The sequence below is a fragment of the Janthinobacterium sp. BCJ23 genome (genome assembly GCF_059617945.1).
Map to the genome: position 1 here is coordinate 228,315 of NZ_JCAQAW010000006.1, position 14,853 is coordinate 243,167.

Here is a 14,853-nt window from a genome sequence, read left to right on the forward strand (position 1 = left end):
CTTGCTTACGGATGGGCCGTGATGCTGATGTGCCAGTGGCTCAGGTGTCCCGTCTCGATGTGCACTTTTGCCGGCTTGGTCCAGGCGCCAGCGCCGGGGATATGGTCGGTAGTGGCGGCGGAAAAACGCCCGTCGACGAGGGCCAGCTTGATGAAGCGGGGGCCGATGTAGATCACGCGCGTGCTGGCCTGCGCCGCTTCCAGGGCCAGCATGGCGCGGTTTGCCGCAATCCACGCCACCAGGGCTGCCAGTTTCGGCTTTTGCGCGGGGTTGGCCACCACTTCCGCCTTGGCGGCATTGATCAGATTTTGAATGGCGGCGCCATCGTTCTGGCCGCCCAGCGCGTCCGTGTAGCCGCCCGCACCGTCCGCGTAGCGCAAGTCGATCTGCTGGCCGTCGCTGTGGCCGCTGTGGCCGAGGATGGAGCGGCCCGTCGCCGTCTGGGTCACGTGCTGGCCGCTGATGTCGTCGAAACGGTAAGCCTTGCCCGCCAGCCAGGCGATGGCCAGGCGCGTGGCCCACGAATCGCCGCCAGGGTCGCGCGTGCCGTAGCGCCGCCCCGCCAGCGCCGCCTCGTTGTTGGCCAGGTACAGGGGAATGTAGGCCGTGTCGCCCTTGAACTCCACTTGCCCGCCTTCGGCCGGGTCGGAGCTGGCATCGACATTGTCGATGCTGCCCTTCAGGCGCACCGTGACGACGGCCTTCTTGTCGAGCTTGGCACCTGCAAAGGCAGGCAGCACAAGGCCGGGAAATTTTACGGTGCCGGCGGTCTTGGTATTGGTCTGGGACAATAAATTCTCCGTGCTGAAGGCGGGATTGCCGCCGCCCGACGATATGCCGATGTTGATTTCCGTAATCTTTGCCGTCGCCGGCGTGTAGTGCAATTCCAGCGGCAAGGTGTGCGTGGCCGTGGCCGTTCCCTGCGAGACGGAAACATACGGCCCCGCCAAGTTACCCGTCAGCTTGATCGGCTGTAGCACGGGGAGGGCGGCCTGGTTCGGCGAGCTGAACTTCGCCTGCGTCACCTTCAAACCCTTGCACGCGAGACTCAGTTCCACCGTCGTCACGGTGGCCAGGGCGCTGTCGCCGATATTCGTGGCGCTGACGTTGCCGCCCAGGTTCAGCGCGCCATTGCTGGTTTGCTTGCTGACGTCGACGCACTCAGTCCTGACGATGGTGCCTTGCGTGAAGTGCGACTGGTTGACGGCGCCCGTGGCGGCCAGGCTGACGCCGGGCAAGCCGGTCACGGCGTACGACCAGGTATCGTTGTACTGGCTTTGCGCCGTCGTGTAGGTGGGATACTCGGCCGTGCTGACGGTGATTTTCACGCCCACGTTTTTCGTGTCCTTGGGCACCGTGAAGGCGATGGGCGAGGTGATGGTCTGGTTTTGCGCGGCTGCAATGGCCGTGAAGGTCTTGCTGCCCTCGTCAGCCTGCGGCATGGCGTCGCCCGCAGCGCGGGGGCTGGCGGGCAGGTCGCGCGCAGGCGGGCCGGCGCCATCCTGCGTGACGCTGCCGGCCGCATAGGTCTGCGCCCCGGCGCGCAGGGCCAGGTTAGTCCCATACGGATAGACGATGTCGACATTGACGTTGCTGCTGTTCTCAAAAACGACGGCGCTGACGCTGACCACGTTCGGGTGGACCAGGTCGTTCAAGGTCAGCTGGTAGGTATCGGGCAGTACGCCGTCGAAATGGAAGGCGCCCGTGGCGTCGACCACGGCCACCTGGCGCTGGTGGTTGTTGTAGCCGGCCAATAACATCTTCTTGCCGGCCAGCTCCGTGGCATTGCCGCCCGCCGGCGTGCGCAACTGTCCTTGCAGCACGATGCCGGATTTGATGACGATCAAGGCATAGCTGGCCGTGAACTCGCCATCCTGCGAGACGAAATTGAGGTTCAGGTCGTAGCTGCCGTTGGGCAAGGATGCGAGCAGTTGTTGCATGGCCGTGGCGCCGATGCTGAAGGTGCCGCTGGCCGCATCGAACGTCCAGTAGGTCTTGAGGCTGATGGCCACGTCATTCGGGCCGGACAGCAGGCCGTCGCTGTCATCCTGCAGGGCCATGGGGGCCGCATCCACGAGGCGGAACGCGAGGCCGCCCGGCTGCAGGCGGTTGTTCGGCCCCAGTCCCGTGATGGCCAGCACGGGCGCCGTGGTCGGTACGCTGCCGTCATCGTCCGGCTCCACATAGGTTTCCACAGCCGTGGGCAGTTGCGTCTGGATCAGCAGGTCCAGGGTGGTGACCTTGCCGCCCTTGCTGAGGGCAAATTGCGCGTGCTGGTCCACGCCCGTGTCGCCGGGCGTGGAAAAGCGCAGGCTGCCGTCCTGCAGCAGCACGTCCGTCACGGCCCCGCTGGCCTTGACGCTGTCGGCGCCATCGGGAAAGCCCAGCTCGGCCAGCGGCAGCACGACCACTTGCGCGGGCCGTACGGGGTCGAGGACGATGCCGTCGCCGGTGCTGAAGGTCCATGTCAGGCCGGAGCTCTGGAAGGCGATGCTGCGCTCGATGCGCACGGTGATGGTGTCGGCGGGCGTGACGGTGGCGCCCGCGCCGATGCTGCCGGCCAGCACGTTGCCATCGATGATGGTGCTGCCGGCCGGCGCGCTGGCCAGCACGGCTTGCACGTTGACGGCCGCTTCGCTGCCATTGTTGCGGATGTGTACGCGGTAGGTGTAGTCCCAGGCAGTGCGGTTGACGCGCTGCTCGGCCACTTTTTCGAGCAAGGTGACTTCCAGGTCTCCGGCGGCCTGGGCGGTGGTCGCGCCGGCAAGCATGATCTTCGGCGCGGGCGCCTGCGTGGGATCGTTCGGGCCGCCGCAGGCACACAGGCTCAGTGCCAGCCCCGTGGCCAGGGCGGCGCCCGCCAGCTGCCGGCGCCGCAGGCAGGCCATGGCCAGTACGCCGGCCAGCAGCAGCCATGGCGTGGAGGGCAGGGCGACGGCGGCCGGCAGCGTGATACCTTCCTCGAGCTCGATGAAGGAGACGGGGTCGAGGATGGAAAACGGCTGGGCGCCAGGGCTGCCCGCGCCCAGATAATCGAAGGTGACGGAAAAGCCCGTGGCCGTGGCGCCGGGCGCGATGCCGCCGGCCAGCGCCAGCGCGTCGAGGTAGCCGCTGGCGGGAATGGCGGGATCGGGCTGCACCAGCAGCACGTCCCAGCCTGGTAGCGTGGAGGCGCTGTGCAGGTTGGCGTACTGGCCCACGCTGAAGAACAAGGTGAATTCCTCGATGGGCACGGCCAGGGTGGTATTGCTGACCGTATAGTCGTAGCGCCACTGCGTGCCGCCCAGCGATGTTGCCGTGTAGCCGATGCTGGCGGCGTGCGCGGCGGACATTGCGCACAGCAGCAGCGCCAGCAGAGCCTGTTTGATAAAACTCATGATCGTTCCCCCCGTAGACTGGCGCCAAGCGTGCCCAGGCAGGAGGTCAAGCAGGAAGCGTTCCTGCATCGATTGTGCTTTAAAAACAAGGGCTTGGCGGCAATGGGACGGAGCAGGTGTCAAATTTTCCGACACGGGACGTCATGGCTGAGCCTGTCAGCGCTGTCCTACCCGTCTTGTCGAAACTGTCTGATTGTATGCCTTGCGGAAACACGCGATGATCGTGTCCATGCTGCAACAGCCAACCAGTCCGACGGAGTACGCGATGCAAAAGCCAGACCAGTCCATCCACGTGAACAAGCCCTTTCTGCTGATCTGCCTGTTTACGTTCTCGACCCTGGCGGCCACCTTGATGAATACTGGCGAGGCCCAGCCGGACGATGCCGCGCCGGCACCCGTGGCGCGCGATGCCGGCCATGGCGCCTTGCCTGTCTGCAGCAGCGATGCGCTCACGCTGTCGGCACATTGCCAGCCGGAACGCCGGGCTTGACCGTAGCGGCACCCTGCAGCCGCTGCTGCAGCAAGGCCAGCACGGCCGCTTCCTCCGGCGCCAGCGCCTGCAAATCGTCCTGCATCTGCTGCCGCGCCCGCGCCCGCATGCCTTCCAATAAACTGCCATCGAGATACGATTCCAGCACGGCCGGGTGCACATAGCACTTGCGGCAGATCGTCGGCGTGTTGCCCAGCTTCTTGGCCACGGACTCGATCGCCTGCACGATGTTTTTCTTCGCTTGCGCATCGGAATCGACCTGTTCGAACGTCTGCAGGGCCAGCGCGGCCAGCAGGGTGCCGGACCAGGTGCGGAAATCCTTGGCCGTGTAGTCTTCGCCCGTCACTTCGCGCAGGTAATCGTTGACGTCGCCCGAACCGATGCCGTGGCGCGCACCATCCTCATCGACATATTGAAACAGTTCCTGCCCCGGCAGTTCGCGCATGCGCTGCAGCACCCTGGCCAGGCGCCGGTCGCTCAGGCGGATATCGTGGCGCACGCCGCTCTTGCCCTTGAAGTGGAAGGCCACGGCGCTGCCGTCGACCTGCACGTGGCGCGTGCGCAGGGTGGTCAGGCCGAACGATTTGTTCGTGCGCGCATATTCTTCGTTGCCGATGCGCATCATCGTCAATTCCAGCAGGTGGACGATGGTGGCCAGCACTTTTTCCCGGGGCAAGCCCGGCAGCTGCATGCCGCGCGCGACGGCGGCGCGGATGGCGGGCAGGGCGCGGCCAAAGCTGAGCATGCGCTCGTATTTCACTTCATCGCGCACCTGGCGCCAGCGCGCATGGTAGCGGTATTGCTTGCGGCCCCGCGCATCGCGCCCCGTCGCCTGCAAATGGCCATTCGCGTGCGGGCAGATCCACACGTCCGTCCAGGCCGGCGGAATGGCCAGCGCCTTGATACGCGCCAGGGTGGCGGCATCGCGCAGGACTTTGCCATCCGCGTCGCGGTAACGGAACTTGCCGGGCTTGCCCGATCGGGCGATGCCGCTCTGATGGTCGCCCGTGTAGCGCAGGCCGGCGGCGCGGGCCGTGGTGGTGGCGGATATTTCCATGGATATAGCGTACCTTGTACGCCGCGCACCTGCCGCGCCGTTATGCTAAGGTGCGCATTCGTAACGCCGTGCGCGGCAGACAGGAGCAGCAGATGTTTGGCAGAAAAAAGAATCTGGAAGAAGACCACGCCCCCCAGGCCGACAAGCAGTATGAAAAGAAATACACGGATGACAGCTTCTGGGACAAGGTTGTCAAGTTCGCCAAGACGGCGGGACGCGAAGTCATCGAGAAAGCCCTGTGGCTGTATTACGCGGCGCAGCAGCCGAATACGCCGCTGTGGGCCAAGACGGCCATCTACGGCGCGCTTGGCTATTTTATTTCGCCCATCGATGCGATTCCCGATATCACGCCCGTGGTCGGCTATGCGGATGACCTAGCCGTGCTGGCGGCGGCTGTCGCCACGGTCGCCACCTACATCACGGCCGAGGTCAAGGAACGGGCCGCCGAGAAACTGCGCGGCTGGTTCGGCGCCTAGCTTGCCGGAGCGGGCTGGCCCGGCTGGCCCTTGACGGCGTTGCGGTACTTGGCCCTGGCCTCGGCCTTCTTGACCGCCTCGTTGGCGATGTTCTGCGCCTTGATGCGGGCTTTTTCACTCTTGCTGCGCTGCTGCGCCACGTCCTTGTTGCCGATGCGGTTCGTCATGCCGGTCTCCTTGTTGAGCGTCAAATCTGACCAGCACAGCATACGTTCTTGCCCGTGCGCCACCGTGCGCCCGCTCACACAAGCGGCATGCCTACCGCGCTTGCGCGCCGCTGCCGCCATGGGCCAGCAGGCGCAGCACGACTTCTTTCTGAAATGAACGAAACTCCTTGTCGGCGCTGACGTTGGCGAAGGCCAGCACGGCCGTCTTGCTGGCGCGGTCGACGCAGACGACGGACGCGGCGCCCGGGTCGCCGCCGCTGTGCGTGGCCAGCGGCCTGCCGTCGACGTCGCGCAGCAGCCACACGAGGGCTTGCCGCACGGACGAGTCGGCGGGCACGACGGGGGCTGCTTGAGGCGCGAAAAACAATTGCAGGGTGGAGTCTTGCAGGTAGCGGTGGCCATCGACCCGGCCGCCATTGCTGAAGATGGCCAGGAAGCGGGCAAAGTCATGCGCCGAGCTGCGCAGCAGGCCGGCCGGCCAGTCCGGATAGCCGACGGGCGGCAGCGCTTGCAGGCCCGGTTCCTTGTGCGCATACGGCTGGGCAACGACGGTGCGCCGCGGCAAGCCGGCCAGATTCCACGCCGTGCTGTCCATGCCCAGTGGTTCGAACAGGTGCTCGTGGGTAAAGGCGTCGAGGCCATCGGGGTTCAAACGGCCCACCAGATAGCCGAGCAGGGCGATGCCGACATTGCTGTAGCGCCATTCCGTGCCGGGCCGGGCCGCAAACGACACGTCCGCGTCATACCAGGCGCCGCCGCGCGACAGGTAACCCTTGACGAAGTCGCGCAGCGGTAATCGCGGGTCGCCCTGCACGGCAAACGTCGTCGTCTTTTCGTACACGGCGTCGGAAATGCCCGAGGTGTGGCTGAGCAAGTGGCGAAAGGTGATAGGCACGTCGGGAAACTTCGGATGCATGAGCGGGAAGTCCAGGTAGGCCGCCACCTTGTCGTCGAGCTGGAAGGCGCCCTGTTCCAGCAGCATCATGACGGCTGTGGCCGTGACGAGCTTGCTGACGGAGGCGACATGGAACACCGTGCTGGCGTCGGCCTTCTTGCCGGCCTGGATGTCGGCCCAGCCATAGCCGCGCGCGAAAATCGTTTGCTCGCCGCGCACCACGGCCACGCTCATGCCCGGCGTTTCCGTGCGGGCCAGGCCATCGCGCATGAAGCCGTCAAATGCCGTTTCCCACGCCAGCCTGGCCGGATCGGTGGCGCAGCCCGTTTGCAGCAGGGCCATCGAGACGCCCAGTCCCAGCACGCTTCTTCGTTTCATTGCTTCTCTCTTTTGCCATTTTTAATTATCTTAACAATATTTCCGCCCGTCATAGGCGCAATTGACAAAACATTGCTTTGAAGCAGTGATAAATAGGTGCCGCCGGCGCTTATTTGCGCCAGTAGCGTTCCAGCAGCGGTTTGACCGTCAGGCCGTGGGCGACGATGGAGAGGATGACGACGACGAGGGTGATGTCGGCCAGTTCGCGCGCCAGGCCGTCCGCCAGGCCATGCGCGATGGCATAGCTGAGGTAGTACAGCGAGCCGATGCCGCGCACGCCGAACCAGGCGGCCAGCCCGCGCAGGCGCACGCTGGTGCCCGAGGCCAGCAGACCGAGCATCACGCTGGCCGGGCGCGCCACCAGCAGCAGGAACAGCGCCACGCTCCACGCCTGCCAGCTCCAGGCGGCGGCCGTGACGGCGCCGCCCAGCAGCAGCACCAGGGTCAGTTCGGACAGGCGTTCCAGGTGTTCCTTGAAGACGAGGGATTCGCCGCTGACGGTCAGCGTCACGTCGCTGTCGTGCGGCTTGGCGGCGGACACGGCATGGGTTTCCTCGGCTTGCAGCAAGCCGTGCCGGTCTTTCGGCGCGCCCGCCAGCCGCAGTTCCGTCTGGCGCAAGGCCACGCCGGCAAAGAACACGGCCAAAAAGCCCCACGCGTGCAGCCACGTGGACACCCCATACACGAGGGCGATCAAGCCCAGGGCCGCCAGGTCGTCCAGCATCGCGTGTTTCGGCTCCTTCGCGCGCACCTGCCAGCCCAGCCAGGCCAGCAGCGCGCCGCCGGCCGCGCCCAGGGCGATGGCGCCCGCGCTGGCCCAGACCAGATCGCGCCACAGCCAGGTGGCGCCGTGCGGCCCCAGCTCATGCAGGCCCAGCAAGCCCAGGCCCAGCATGACAAAGGGAAAGCCGCTGCCATCGTTCATGCCCGCTTCGCTGGTCAACATGAAGCGCAATTGTTCGCGGTCGCCCGCATGGCGCAGCTGCACGTCGGTGGCCAGCACGGGGTCGGTGGGTGCGAGGATGGCGCCCAGCAGTATGCCCGCGCCCAGGGGCAGGCCCAGCACCAGGCAGGAAAAGGCCGCCACCAGGGCCACGGAGATGGCCATCGACAGCCACGCCAGGCGCAGCGACGGCAGCCAGCGCGCCAGGCTGAAAGGCACGGGCATCTTGACGCCGGCGGAAAACAGGGAGATGAGGACGGCGATTTCCGTCAGGGTTTCCAGCAGTGGCGCTTGCTGCACCAGGTCGAATGAAAACAGGCCGAGGAACATGGGCCCCAGCAGCAGGCCCACGCCCAGGTATGCCATGGCCGAGGTCAATGGCAGGCGCGCGATGCCATCGGCGCCCAGGCCACGCGCCAGCATCAGGCAACCGATCAGGATGAACCAGGCGGTGGTGCTCATGCAAACCATTGTAGCGGCGCGCGGGCAAGGGCAGCGCGCCGCACGGTTTTTTTATGCTTTGTGCAGCGACACGCTGTCGTTCTGCGCCTGCATGCCATGTAGCTCGATGGGGTCGTGCGTCGAGCGCAAGCGGGGCAGGCCGTGCGGATAGTGGGTGGTGATGAAGGCCAGCATCTGCTCGCGTACCATGCAGCGCAATTCGAACGCCGTGCCTGAATCGACAGCGCTGATGAGGAAACGCACACGCACGGCCCGCTCGTTCGAATCCGTCGCCTGCACGGTGCAGACCCGGCCATCCCATTGCTTGGCACCTTCGCAGATGCGCGTCAGTTCCGCGCGCAGCGGCTCGATCGGGATGCTGAAATCGAGCCACAGGAACACCGTGCCCAGGATCTCCGAGGAGGTATGCGTCCAGTTCTCGAACGGATTTTCAATGAACCACTGCAGCGGCACGATCAAACGGCGCTCGTCCCATACGCGCACGACCACATACGTGCCCTTGATTTCCTCGACCGTGCCCCATTCTCCGTTGACGATCAGCACGTCGTCGATGCGGATCGGTTGAGAGAACGCAATTTGCAGGCCTGCGATGAAATTGCCGAGCACGGGCCGGGCGGCGATACCGGCCACCAGGCCCGCCACGCCGGCCGACGCCAGCAGGCTGGCGCCGATCTGCCGCGCGCCGGGCAAGGTCAGCAGCACGAAGGACAGGCCCAGGAGGACCACGATGGCGTGCGCGCTGCGTGTGAGCACGCGGGCCTGGGTGATCCGGCGCCGCGCGCGCAGGTTGTCGGCCGCGTCGACGGGATTGATCTGGGAAATCGTGATGCTGAGCGATTCGATGCATTGCATGGCCAGCCAGGTCAGCGCGATGATCAGCGCCACGCTGGCCAGGTGCGACATGGCGACCAGGCCCGGCGTGTCGTCGGGCGCGCTGGCCAGCACCATGCGCAAGCCGAAGACGATCAGGCACAGCTGGCTGGCGCGGAAGGCCACGCGCGCGACGTTGCTGGCAAGCGGGTGGCCATTGGCCAGTCTTTTCAGCAGGCCGATGCCGGCCCGGTGCACGCCGATGGCAACCAGGGTGACGAGCAGGGCGGAAACGAGCACGGTCAGCGCCGAGCGCAGCGGGCCTCCCATCAGCGAGTGGAACGTGCTGAGATCCATAGGCGAAAACTCCTTGTTCTTAAATGAAATGGATGTCGGAAGCGGTATTTTACGGGCAGATGGCGTAACGGGGGCGTGCGTTGCCGTACGGATAAGACTTGCGTCAACGTGGATACTTGCAGAAATTGCTGCGCTGCGCCATGTCACGTTGACGTTTCAATACGGAAAGCAAACGGGCGTCGCCGCAGTGGAAACATAGTCATACTTGCCATGCTTTTTGTTTTTGCAAAGGAAAACGATGATAGTACGATCACTCCGAATGTCCTTGCGCTTCATCCTGCCACTGGCCTTGGTGCTGGGACTGTTTGCCTATATTGTGGTACCCCTGCTCGACAACATCACCCTGCGCTGGTATGTGCGCGATCTCGACAGCCGGGCAGAACTGCTCGCCGGAACCCTCCGGCCTTCGCTCACCGAATACCTGCCCGCGCAGGACACCACCCGCATCAGCGAACTGTTCCAGGGCGCCACGCGCGACGAGCGCCTGATCGCCATCGGCTTTTGCGACAATGCGGGCCATTTGCTGTACCAGTCCGCGCAATACCCCGCTTCCATCGGCTGCTGGAGCACGCCTTCCACGGGCGGCCTGTACAAATCCCTGGCGCAATTGCCGCAAGGGCAAGTCCATATCAGCGAAACGCCCGTGATGCAGGATGCGTCCCAGCTGGGCCGTTTGGTGCTGGTGCAGGACATGAGCTTTGTCGAGCGCCGCAATACCGATACCAAACGTTTTATCTTTGCCTTCCTGGCCGTGCTGGCCGTGCTGATTTCCCTGATGACCGTGTTCGTGGCGCACCTGAGCTGGCGCGGCTGGCTGGCGGCCGTCAAGGACATCCTGCGCGGCGAATTGCTGTCGAAGAACAATCCCGCCGTTGCCGCCGCCGCACCGGCCGCCGCGCCCGCGCCGCCGCCGGAAATGCAGCCGCTGATCGGCGACTTGCGCGAATTGCTGCAGGAATACCATCTGGAACGCCAGGGCGATAACGGCTGGTCGTCCGACTGGACGCCGGACAAGCTGCGCGCCTTGCTGGAAGCGGACCTGTCGGGCGACCAGGTGCTCGTGGTGTCGAACCGCGAACCGTATATCCACACCAAAACGGAAACCGGTGTTGCGGTGCAGCGTCCCGCCAGCGGCCTGGTGACGGCCGTGGAAGCCGTGATGCGCGCCTGCTCCGGCACGTGGATCGCGCATGGCGCCGGTTCCGCCGACCGCGAGACGGTCGACAAGCTCGACCACGTGCCCGTGCCACCCGATAATCCCAGCTATACCTTGCGCCGCGTGTGGCTGACGCAAGAGGAAGAGCAGGGCTATTATTATGGCTTCGCCAATGAGGGCATGTGGCCGCTGTGCCATATCGCCCATGTGCGCCCCGTGTTCCGCTCGTCCGACTGGGAGCAGTATGTGAAGGTCAACCGCCGCTTTGCCGACGCCGTGATCGCCGAGGCGAAGGCGGACAACCCCGTCGTACTGGTGCAGGATTACCACTTTGCCTTGCTGCCGCGCATGGTGCGCGAAGCCTTGCCGAAGGCGACGATTATCACTTTCTGGCATATCCCGTGGCCGAACTCGGAATCGTTCGGCATTTGCCCATGGCGCGAAGAAATCCTCGACGGCTTGCTGGGCAGCACGATTCTCGGCTTCCACACGCCATTCCACCGCAAGAATTTCCTCGAAACGGTGGACCGCTACCTGGAAACCCGTATCGAACCAGAAGCGTCGACCATTTCCTATGGCGGCGAGATGACGCAGGTCGAGGATTATCCGATTTCCATCGCCTGGCCGGAAGACAACCCGGACCAGCCCGACGTGGCCACGTGCCGCGCACAGATTCGCAGCGAACTGGGCGTGGCGCCCGACCACTTGCTGGGCATCGGCGTGGACCGCCTCGACTACACGAAAGGCATCGTCGAGCGATTCCAGGCCGTCGAACGCATGCTGGAACAGCAGCCCGGCATGGTCGGTCATTTTACCTTCGTGCAAATCGCCGCCCCGAGCCGCGCGTCGCTCGATGAATACCAGAGTTTTGACGCCCGGGTGCGCAAGATGGTCGAACGCATCAACCGTCGCTTCGGCAGCGGAGACTATGTGCCCATCCTGCTGAAAGCCGAACACCATGGCCAGGACGATTTGCAGCGCTATTTCCGCGCCTCGGAAGTGTGCATGGTGACAAGCTTGCACGATGGCATGAATCTGGTGGCCAAGGAATTCATCGCCGCGCGCGACGACGAGCTGGGCGTGCTGGTGCTGAGCCAGTTCACGGGCGCCGCGCGCGAGCTGCACGAAGCGCTGATCATCAACCCTTACCATATCGAGCAGGGCGCCGAAGCCCTGTACCGCGCCCTCGTGATGCCACCCGTGGAACAGCGCGAGCGCATGAAGAGCATGCGGGCCCGTGTAAAACATTTCAATGTCTACCGCTGGGCCGGGCGCATGCTGCTCGATGCGGCCCGTTTGCGCCAGCGCGACAAGGTCATGACCAAGATCGATGCCCACAGCCGCATCAAGCGGCGCAAGGGGATCTGATGGCGGAGATCCCTGACGATAGCGCAGCCTTGCTGCAACTGCTGAGTGCGCCCGGCAGCGCCATCTTCTTCGACTTCGACGGCACCCTGGTCGACCTGGCGCCCACGCCCGACGGCGTGCGCCTGGAAGCGGGCGTGGTCGACGCGCTGATGCTGCTGGCGCGCTGGCATGGCGGCGCGCTGGCCCTCGTTTCCGGCCGCCCCGTGGCGCAGATCGACGCCATGCTGGCGCCCCTGATCCTGCCCGTGGCCGGCGTGCACGGCGTGGAGCGGCGCGGCGCCGACGGCACACGGCATGTGGCGGCCACGCCCGACGTGTCGTCCGTGCTGGCGCATGCCCGGGCCTTGGCGGACCGCCATCCGGGCTTGCTGGTGGAACACAAGCGCGGCGCCGTGGCCCTGCATTACCGGCTGGCGCCGGAACTGGAACAGCTGTGCCTGCAGGAAATGACGGCGGCCGTGCAAGCGTGCCCCGGTCTTTTGCTGTTGCATGGCAAAATGGTTCTGGAAGCCAAGCCTGCCGCCACGGACAAGGGCGGCGCCATCGCCGCCTTCATGGCCGAGGCGCCGTTCAAGGGACGCCGGCCCGTGTTCGCGGGCGACGATACCACCGACGAGGCAGGCTTTGCCTATGTTCAACAAATTGGGGGGCAGGGCGTGAAAGTGGGCAGCGGTCCCAGCGCCGCCAGCCTGCGCCTGGCCAGCCCGGACGTCTTGCGCACCGTATTGCTGGCCGCGTCAGTATCCCCGTTCAAGGAGTAGCCAATGACGACATCCTATGACACCCCCAGCGGCGCCCATGCGTCCGCCGCCACTGCGCCGCCGGCGCAAGCGTCCCTCAACTGCGGCGTGGTGGGCAATTGCGCCTTCAGCGCCCTGATCGACCAGGCGGGGCAAGTCGTCTGGTCCTGCCTGCCCCGTTTCGATGGCGACCCCGTCTTCAATACCTTGCTGGACGACACGGAAAATGGCAGCGTGTGGGCCATCGACATCGAGAATTTTGCCCGCAGCGAACAATTCTACGAGCCGAACACGGCCGTACTGCGCACGCGGCTGTACGACACGGATGGGCGCGGCGTGGAAATCACGGATTTCGCGCCCCGCTTCCTCAGCCGCGACCGTATGTTCCGCCCGCTGATGCTGATCCGCCGGGTCCGTCCGCTTGATCACGCCGTGCGCATCCGTGTGCGCCTGCGGCCCCGCTATGACTGGGGCAAGCTGGCGCCGCAGGTCACGCAGGGCAGCCACCACATCCGCTACGTGGGGCCGGATCAGACCTTGCGCCTGAACACCGATGTGTCGCTCAACTATGTGCTGAGCGAAACGTATTTCGTGCTGGGCGGCACCGCCAACTTCCTGCTGGGCCCCGATGAAACCTTGGCCGGCGGCATCGACGAGACGGCGCGCATCTTCGAAAAGGAAACGATTAACTATTGGCGCACCTACACGCGGCGCCTGGCCGTGCCGCTGGAATGGCAGGACGTGGTCATCCGCGCGGCCATCACATTAAAACTGTCTTTATATGAGGACACGGGCGCCATCATCGCCGCCATGACGACGAGCATTCCGGAAGCGCCGGGCAGCAGCCGCAACTGGGATTACCGTTACTGCTGGCTGCGCGACGCCTTCTTCGTCGTGCGGGCATTGAACAGCCTGTCGGAAGTTGGGACGATGGAAGAGTATTTGCGCTGGCTGACGAATATCGTCGCCCGCTCGAAAGGCGGCCACATCCAGCCCCTGTACGGCATCGGCCTGGAAGAGCAGTTGCCCGAATCCACCCTCGACCACTTGCCTGGCTACCGCGGCAATGGCCCCGTGCGCGTCGGCAACCAGGCGCAGGAACACTTTCAGCACGACGTCTATGGCAACATCGTCCTGGGCGCGGCGCAGGCTTTCCTCGACCACCGCTTGTTCCACCGGGGCGGAAAAGCCGAGTTCGCCGCACTGGAAGCCGTGGGCGACCAGGCCTTCAAACTGCACGCGGAACCGGACGCCGGCATGTGGGAGCTGCGCACGCGGGCCAGGGTCCACACCTCGTCCATGCTGATGAGCTGGGCCGCCTGCGACCGCCTGGCCAAGGTCGCCCATACACTGGGCTTGCCGGACCGCGCCGACCACTGGAACAGCCGCGCCGTGCTGATCCGCGAACGTCTTCTGCGCGAAGCGTGGAGCGAGGAACGCCAGGCCTTCGCGGAAAGCCTGGGCGGGCGCGACCTCGATGCATCCGTGCTGCTGATGGCGGAAGTCAACTTCATCGACCCCATGGACCCCCGTTTCATCGCCACCGTCGACGCGCTCGAAGCATCGCTGTGCGACGGCCCCTACATGCGCCGCTACGAAGCGCCCGACGACTTCGGCAAACCGGAAACGGCCTTCAACATCTGCACCTTCTGGCGCATCGACGCCCTGGCCCGCATCGGCAGGAAGGACGAAGCGCGCAAGATCTTCGAAACAATGTTGATGGCGCGTAATCACCTGGGCTTGCTGTCGGAAGATACGCACCCGGTGACGGGAGAGATGTGGGGCAATTTCCCGCAGACGTATTCGATGGTGGGCCTCATCAACTGCGCGGTGCGGCTGTCGGCGCCTTGGGATAGTGCGGTTTAGAAAATCGGAGAATTTTCACTTTATTAATTTTCTTTGTTGCCGAAATTCGCTGTGGTATTAATGCCGTTCAGTTAAACCTGAACGGCATTTTTATTTCATGCTGTTGTAAAAACCATTGTGCCGGGAAAGTGTCGGGTCCATTCAACTGTGGCGATTGTTGCCGGCCCAGAAAAGAAAGCAACTCAATGATAGTAAGTTATGTTAAATTGTAATTAATTTTTTTAAAATTGATTGTTTTTTTGATCATAAATATTAAGCTTGCTGTTTTCTTGTGGAAATTGTGTGAAGTATTATTTCTGAAAAAAATTTTT

11 protein-coding genes are annotated in these 14,853 nt (G+C 64.4%); 5 read left to right on the plus strand and 6 right to left on the minus strand.

The genetic code is table 11. The features are described from left to right. Positions 1-5 precede the first annotated feature (5 nt). Positions 6-3,377: a hypothetical protein gene (locus AC54AG_RS19750; protein ID WP_496631386.1), complete on the minus strand. Its 3,372-nt coding sequence runs from the start codon at positions 3,375-3,377 to the stop codon at positions 6-8. A gap of 265 nt (positions 3,378-3,642) precedes the next feature. Here AC54AG_RS19750 and AC54AG_RS19755 point away from each other — a divergent pair, with 265 nt between their 5' ends. Next, the gene (locus AC54AG_RS19755; protein ID WP_496631387.1) at positions 3,643-3,867 is read left to right on the plus strand and encodes a hypothetical protein; all 225 of its coding nucleotides are present in this window, start codon (positions 3,643-3,645) and stop codon (positions 3,865-3,867) included. Here AC54AG_RS19755 and AC54AG_RS19760 read toward each other — a convergent pair. After that, a complete protein-coding gene (locus AC54AG_RS19760) occupies positions 3,827-4,924 on the minus strand; it encodes a DNA topoisomerase IB (protein WP_496631388.1) in 1,098 nt (365 codons plus the stop codon). The genes AC54AG_RS19755 and AC54AG_RS19760 overlap by 41 nt on opposite strands. A gap of 92 nt (positions 4,925-5,016) precedes the next feature. Between AC54AG_RS19760 and AC54AG_RS19765 the strand changes: the two genes are divergently transcribed. Further along, the gene (locus tag AC54AG_RS19765) at positions 5,017-5,400 is read left to right on the plus strand and encodes a YkvA family protein (protein ID WP_046685558.1); all 384 of its coding nucleotides are present in this window, start codon (positions 5,017-5,019) and stop codon (positions 5,398-5,400) included. On the opposite strand, the gene AC54AG_RS19770 is transcribed toward AC54AG_RS19765, so the two are convergent. The 4 genes from AC54AG_RS19770 to AC54AG_RS19785 form a co-directional block, all read right to left on the minus strand. Next, positions 5,397-5,567, minus strand: a complete 171-nt coding sequence (locus tag AC54AG_RS19770) for a hypothetical protein (protein ID WP_175560472.1) — start codon at positions 5,565-5,567, stop codon at positions 5,397-5,399. The two genes, AC54AG_RS19765 and AC54AG_RS19770, sit on opposite strands and share 4 nt — an antisense overlap. 91 nt (positions 5,568-5,658) lie before the next feature. Further along, a complete protein-coding gene (locus AC54AG_RS19775; RefSeq protein WP_219329425.1) occupies positions 5,659-6,840 on the minus strand; it encodes a serine hydrolase domain-containing protein in 1,182 nt (393 codons plus the stop codon). 109 nt (positions 6,841-6,949) lie between these two features. Then, entirely contained in the window at positions 6,950-8,245 is a 1,296-nt protein-coding gene (locus AC54AG_RS19780) for a cation:proton antiporter (RefSeq protein WP_072453782.1), read from the minus strand. Between the two features lie 51 nt (positions 8,246-8,296). Further along, entirely contained in the window at positions 8,297-9,412 is a 1,116-nt protein-coding gene (locus tag AC54AG_RS19785) for a mechanosensitive ion channel family protein (protein WP_072453781.1), read from the minus strand. Between the two features lie 259 nt (positions 9,413-9,671). Between AC54AG_RS19785 and AC54AG_RS19790 the strand changes: the two genes are divergently transcribed. The 3 genes from AC54AG_RS19790 to AC54AG_RS19800 are packed head-to-tail and all read left to right on the plus strand — an operon-like array spanning position 9,672 to position 14,542. Further along, positions 9,672-11,936 (plus strand): alpha,alpha-trehalose-phosphate synthase (UDP-forming), encoded by a 2,265-nt coding sequence (locus tag AC54AG_RS19790; RefSeq protein ID WP_139143514.1) that lies wholly within the window; start codon positions 9,672-9,674, stop codon positions 11,934-11,936. Next, positions 11,936-12,697: a trehalose-phosphatase gene (gene otsB / locus AC54AG_RS19795; protein WP_496631389.1), complete on the plus strand. Its 762-nt coding sequence runs from the start codon at positions 11,936-11,938 to the stop codon at positions 12,695-12,697. Before AC54AG_RS19790 ends, otsB begins: the two co-directional genes overlap by 1 nt. 3 nt (positions 12,698-12,700) lie before the next feature. Further along, complete coding sequence (locus AC54AG_RS19800) at positions 12,701-14,542, plus strand: glycoside hydrolase family 15 protein (RefSeq protein ID WP_496631390.1); 1,842 nt, start codon at positions 12,701-12,703, stop codon at positions 14,540-14,542. The last annotated feature ends 311 nt before the right edge of the window (positions 14,543-14,853 follow it).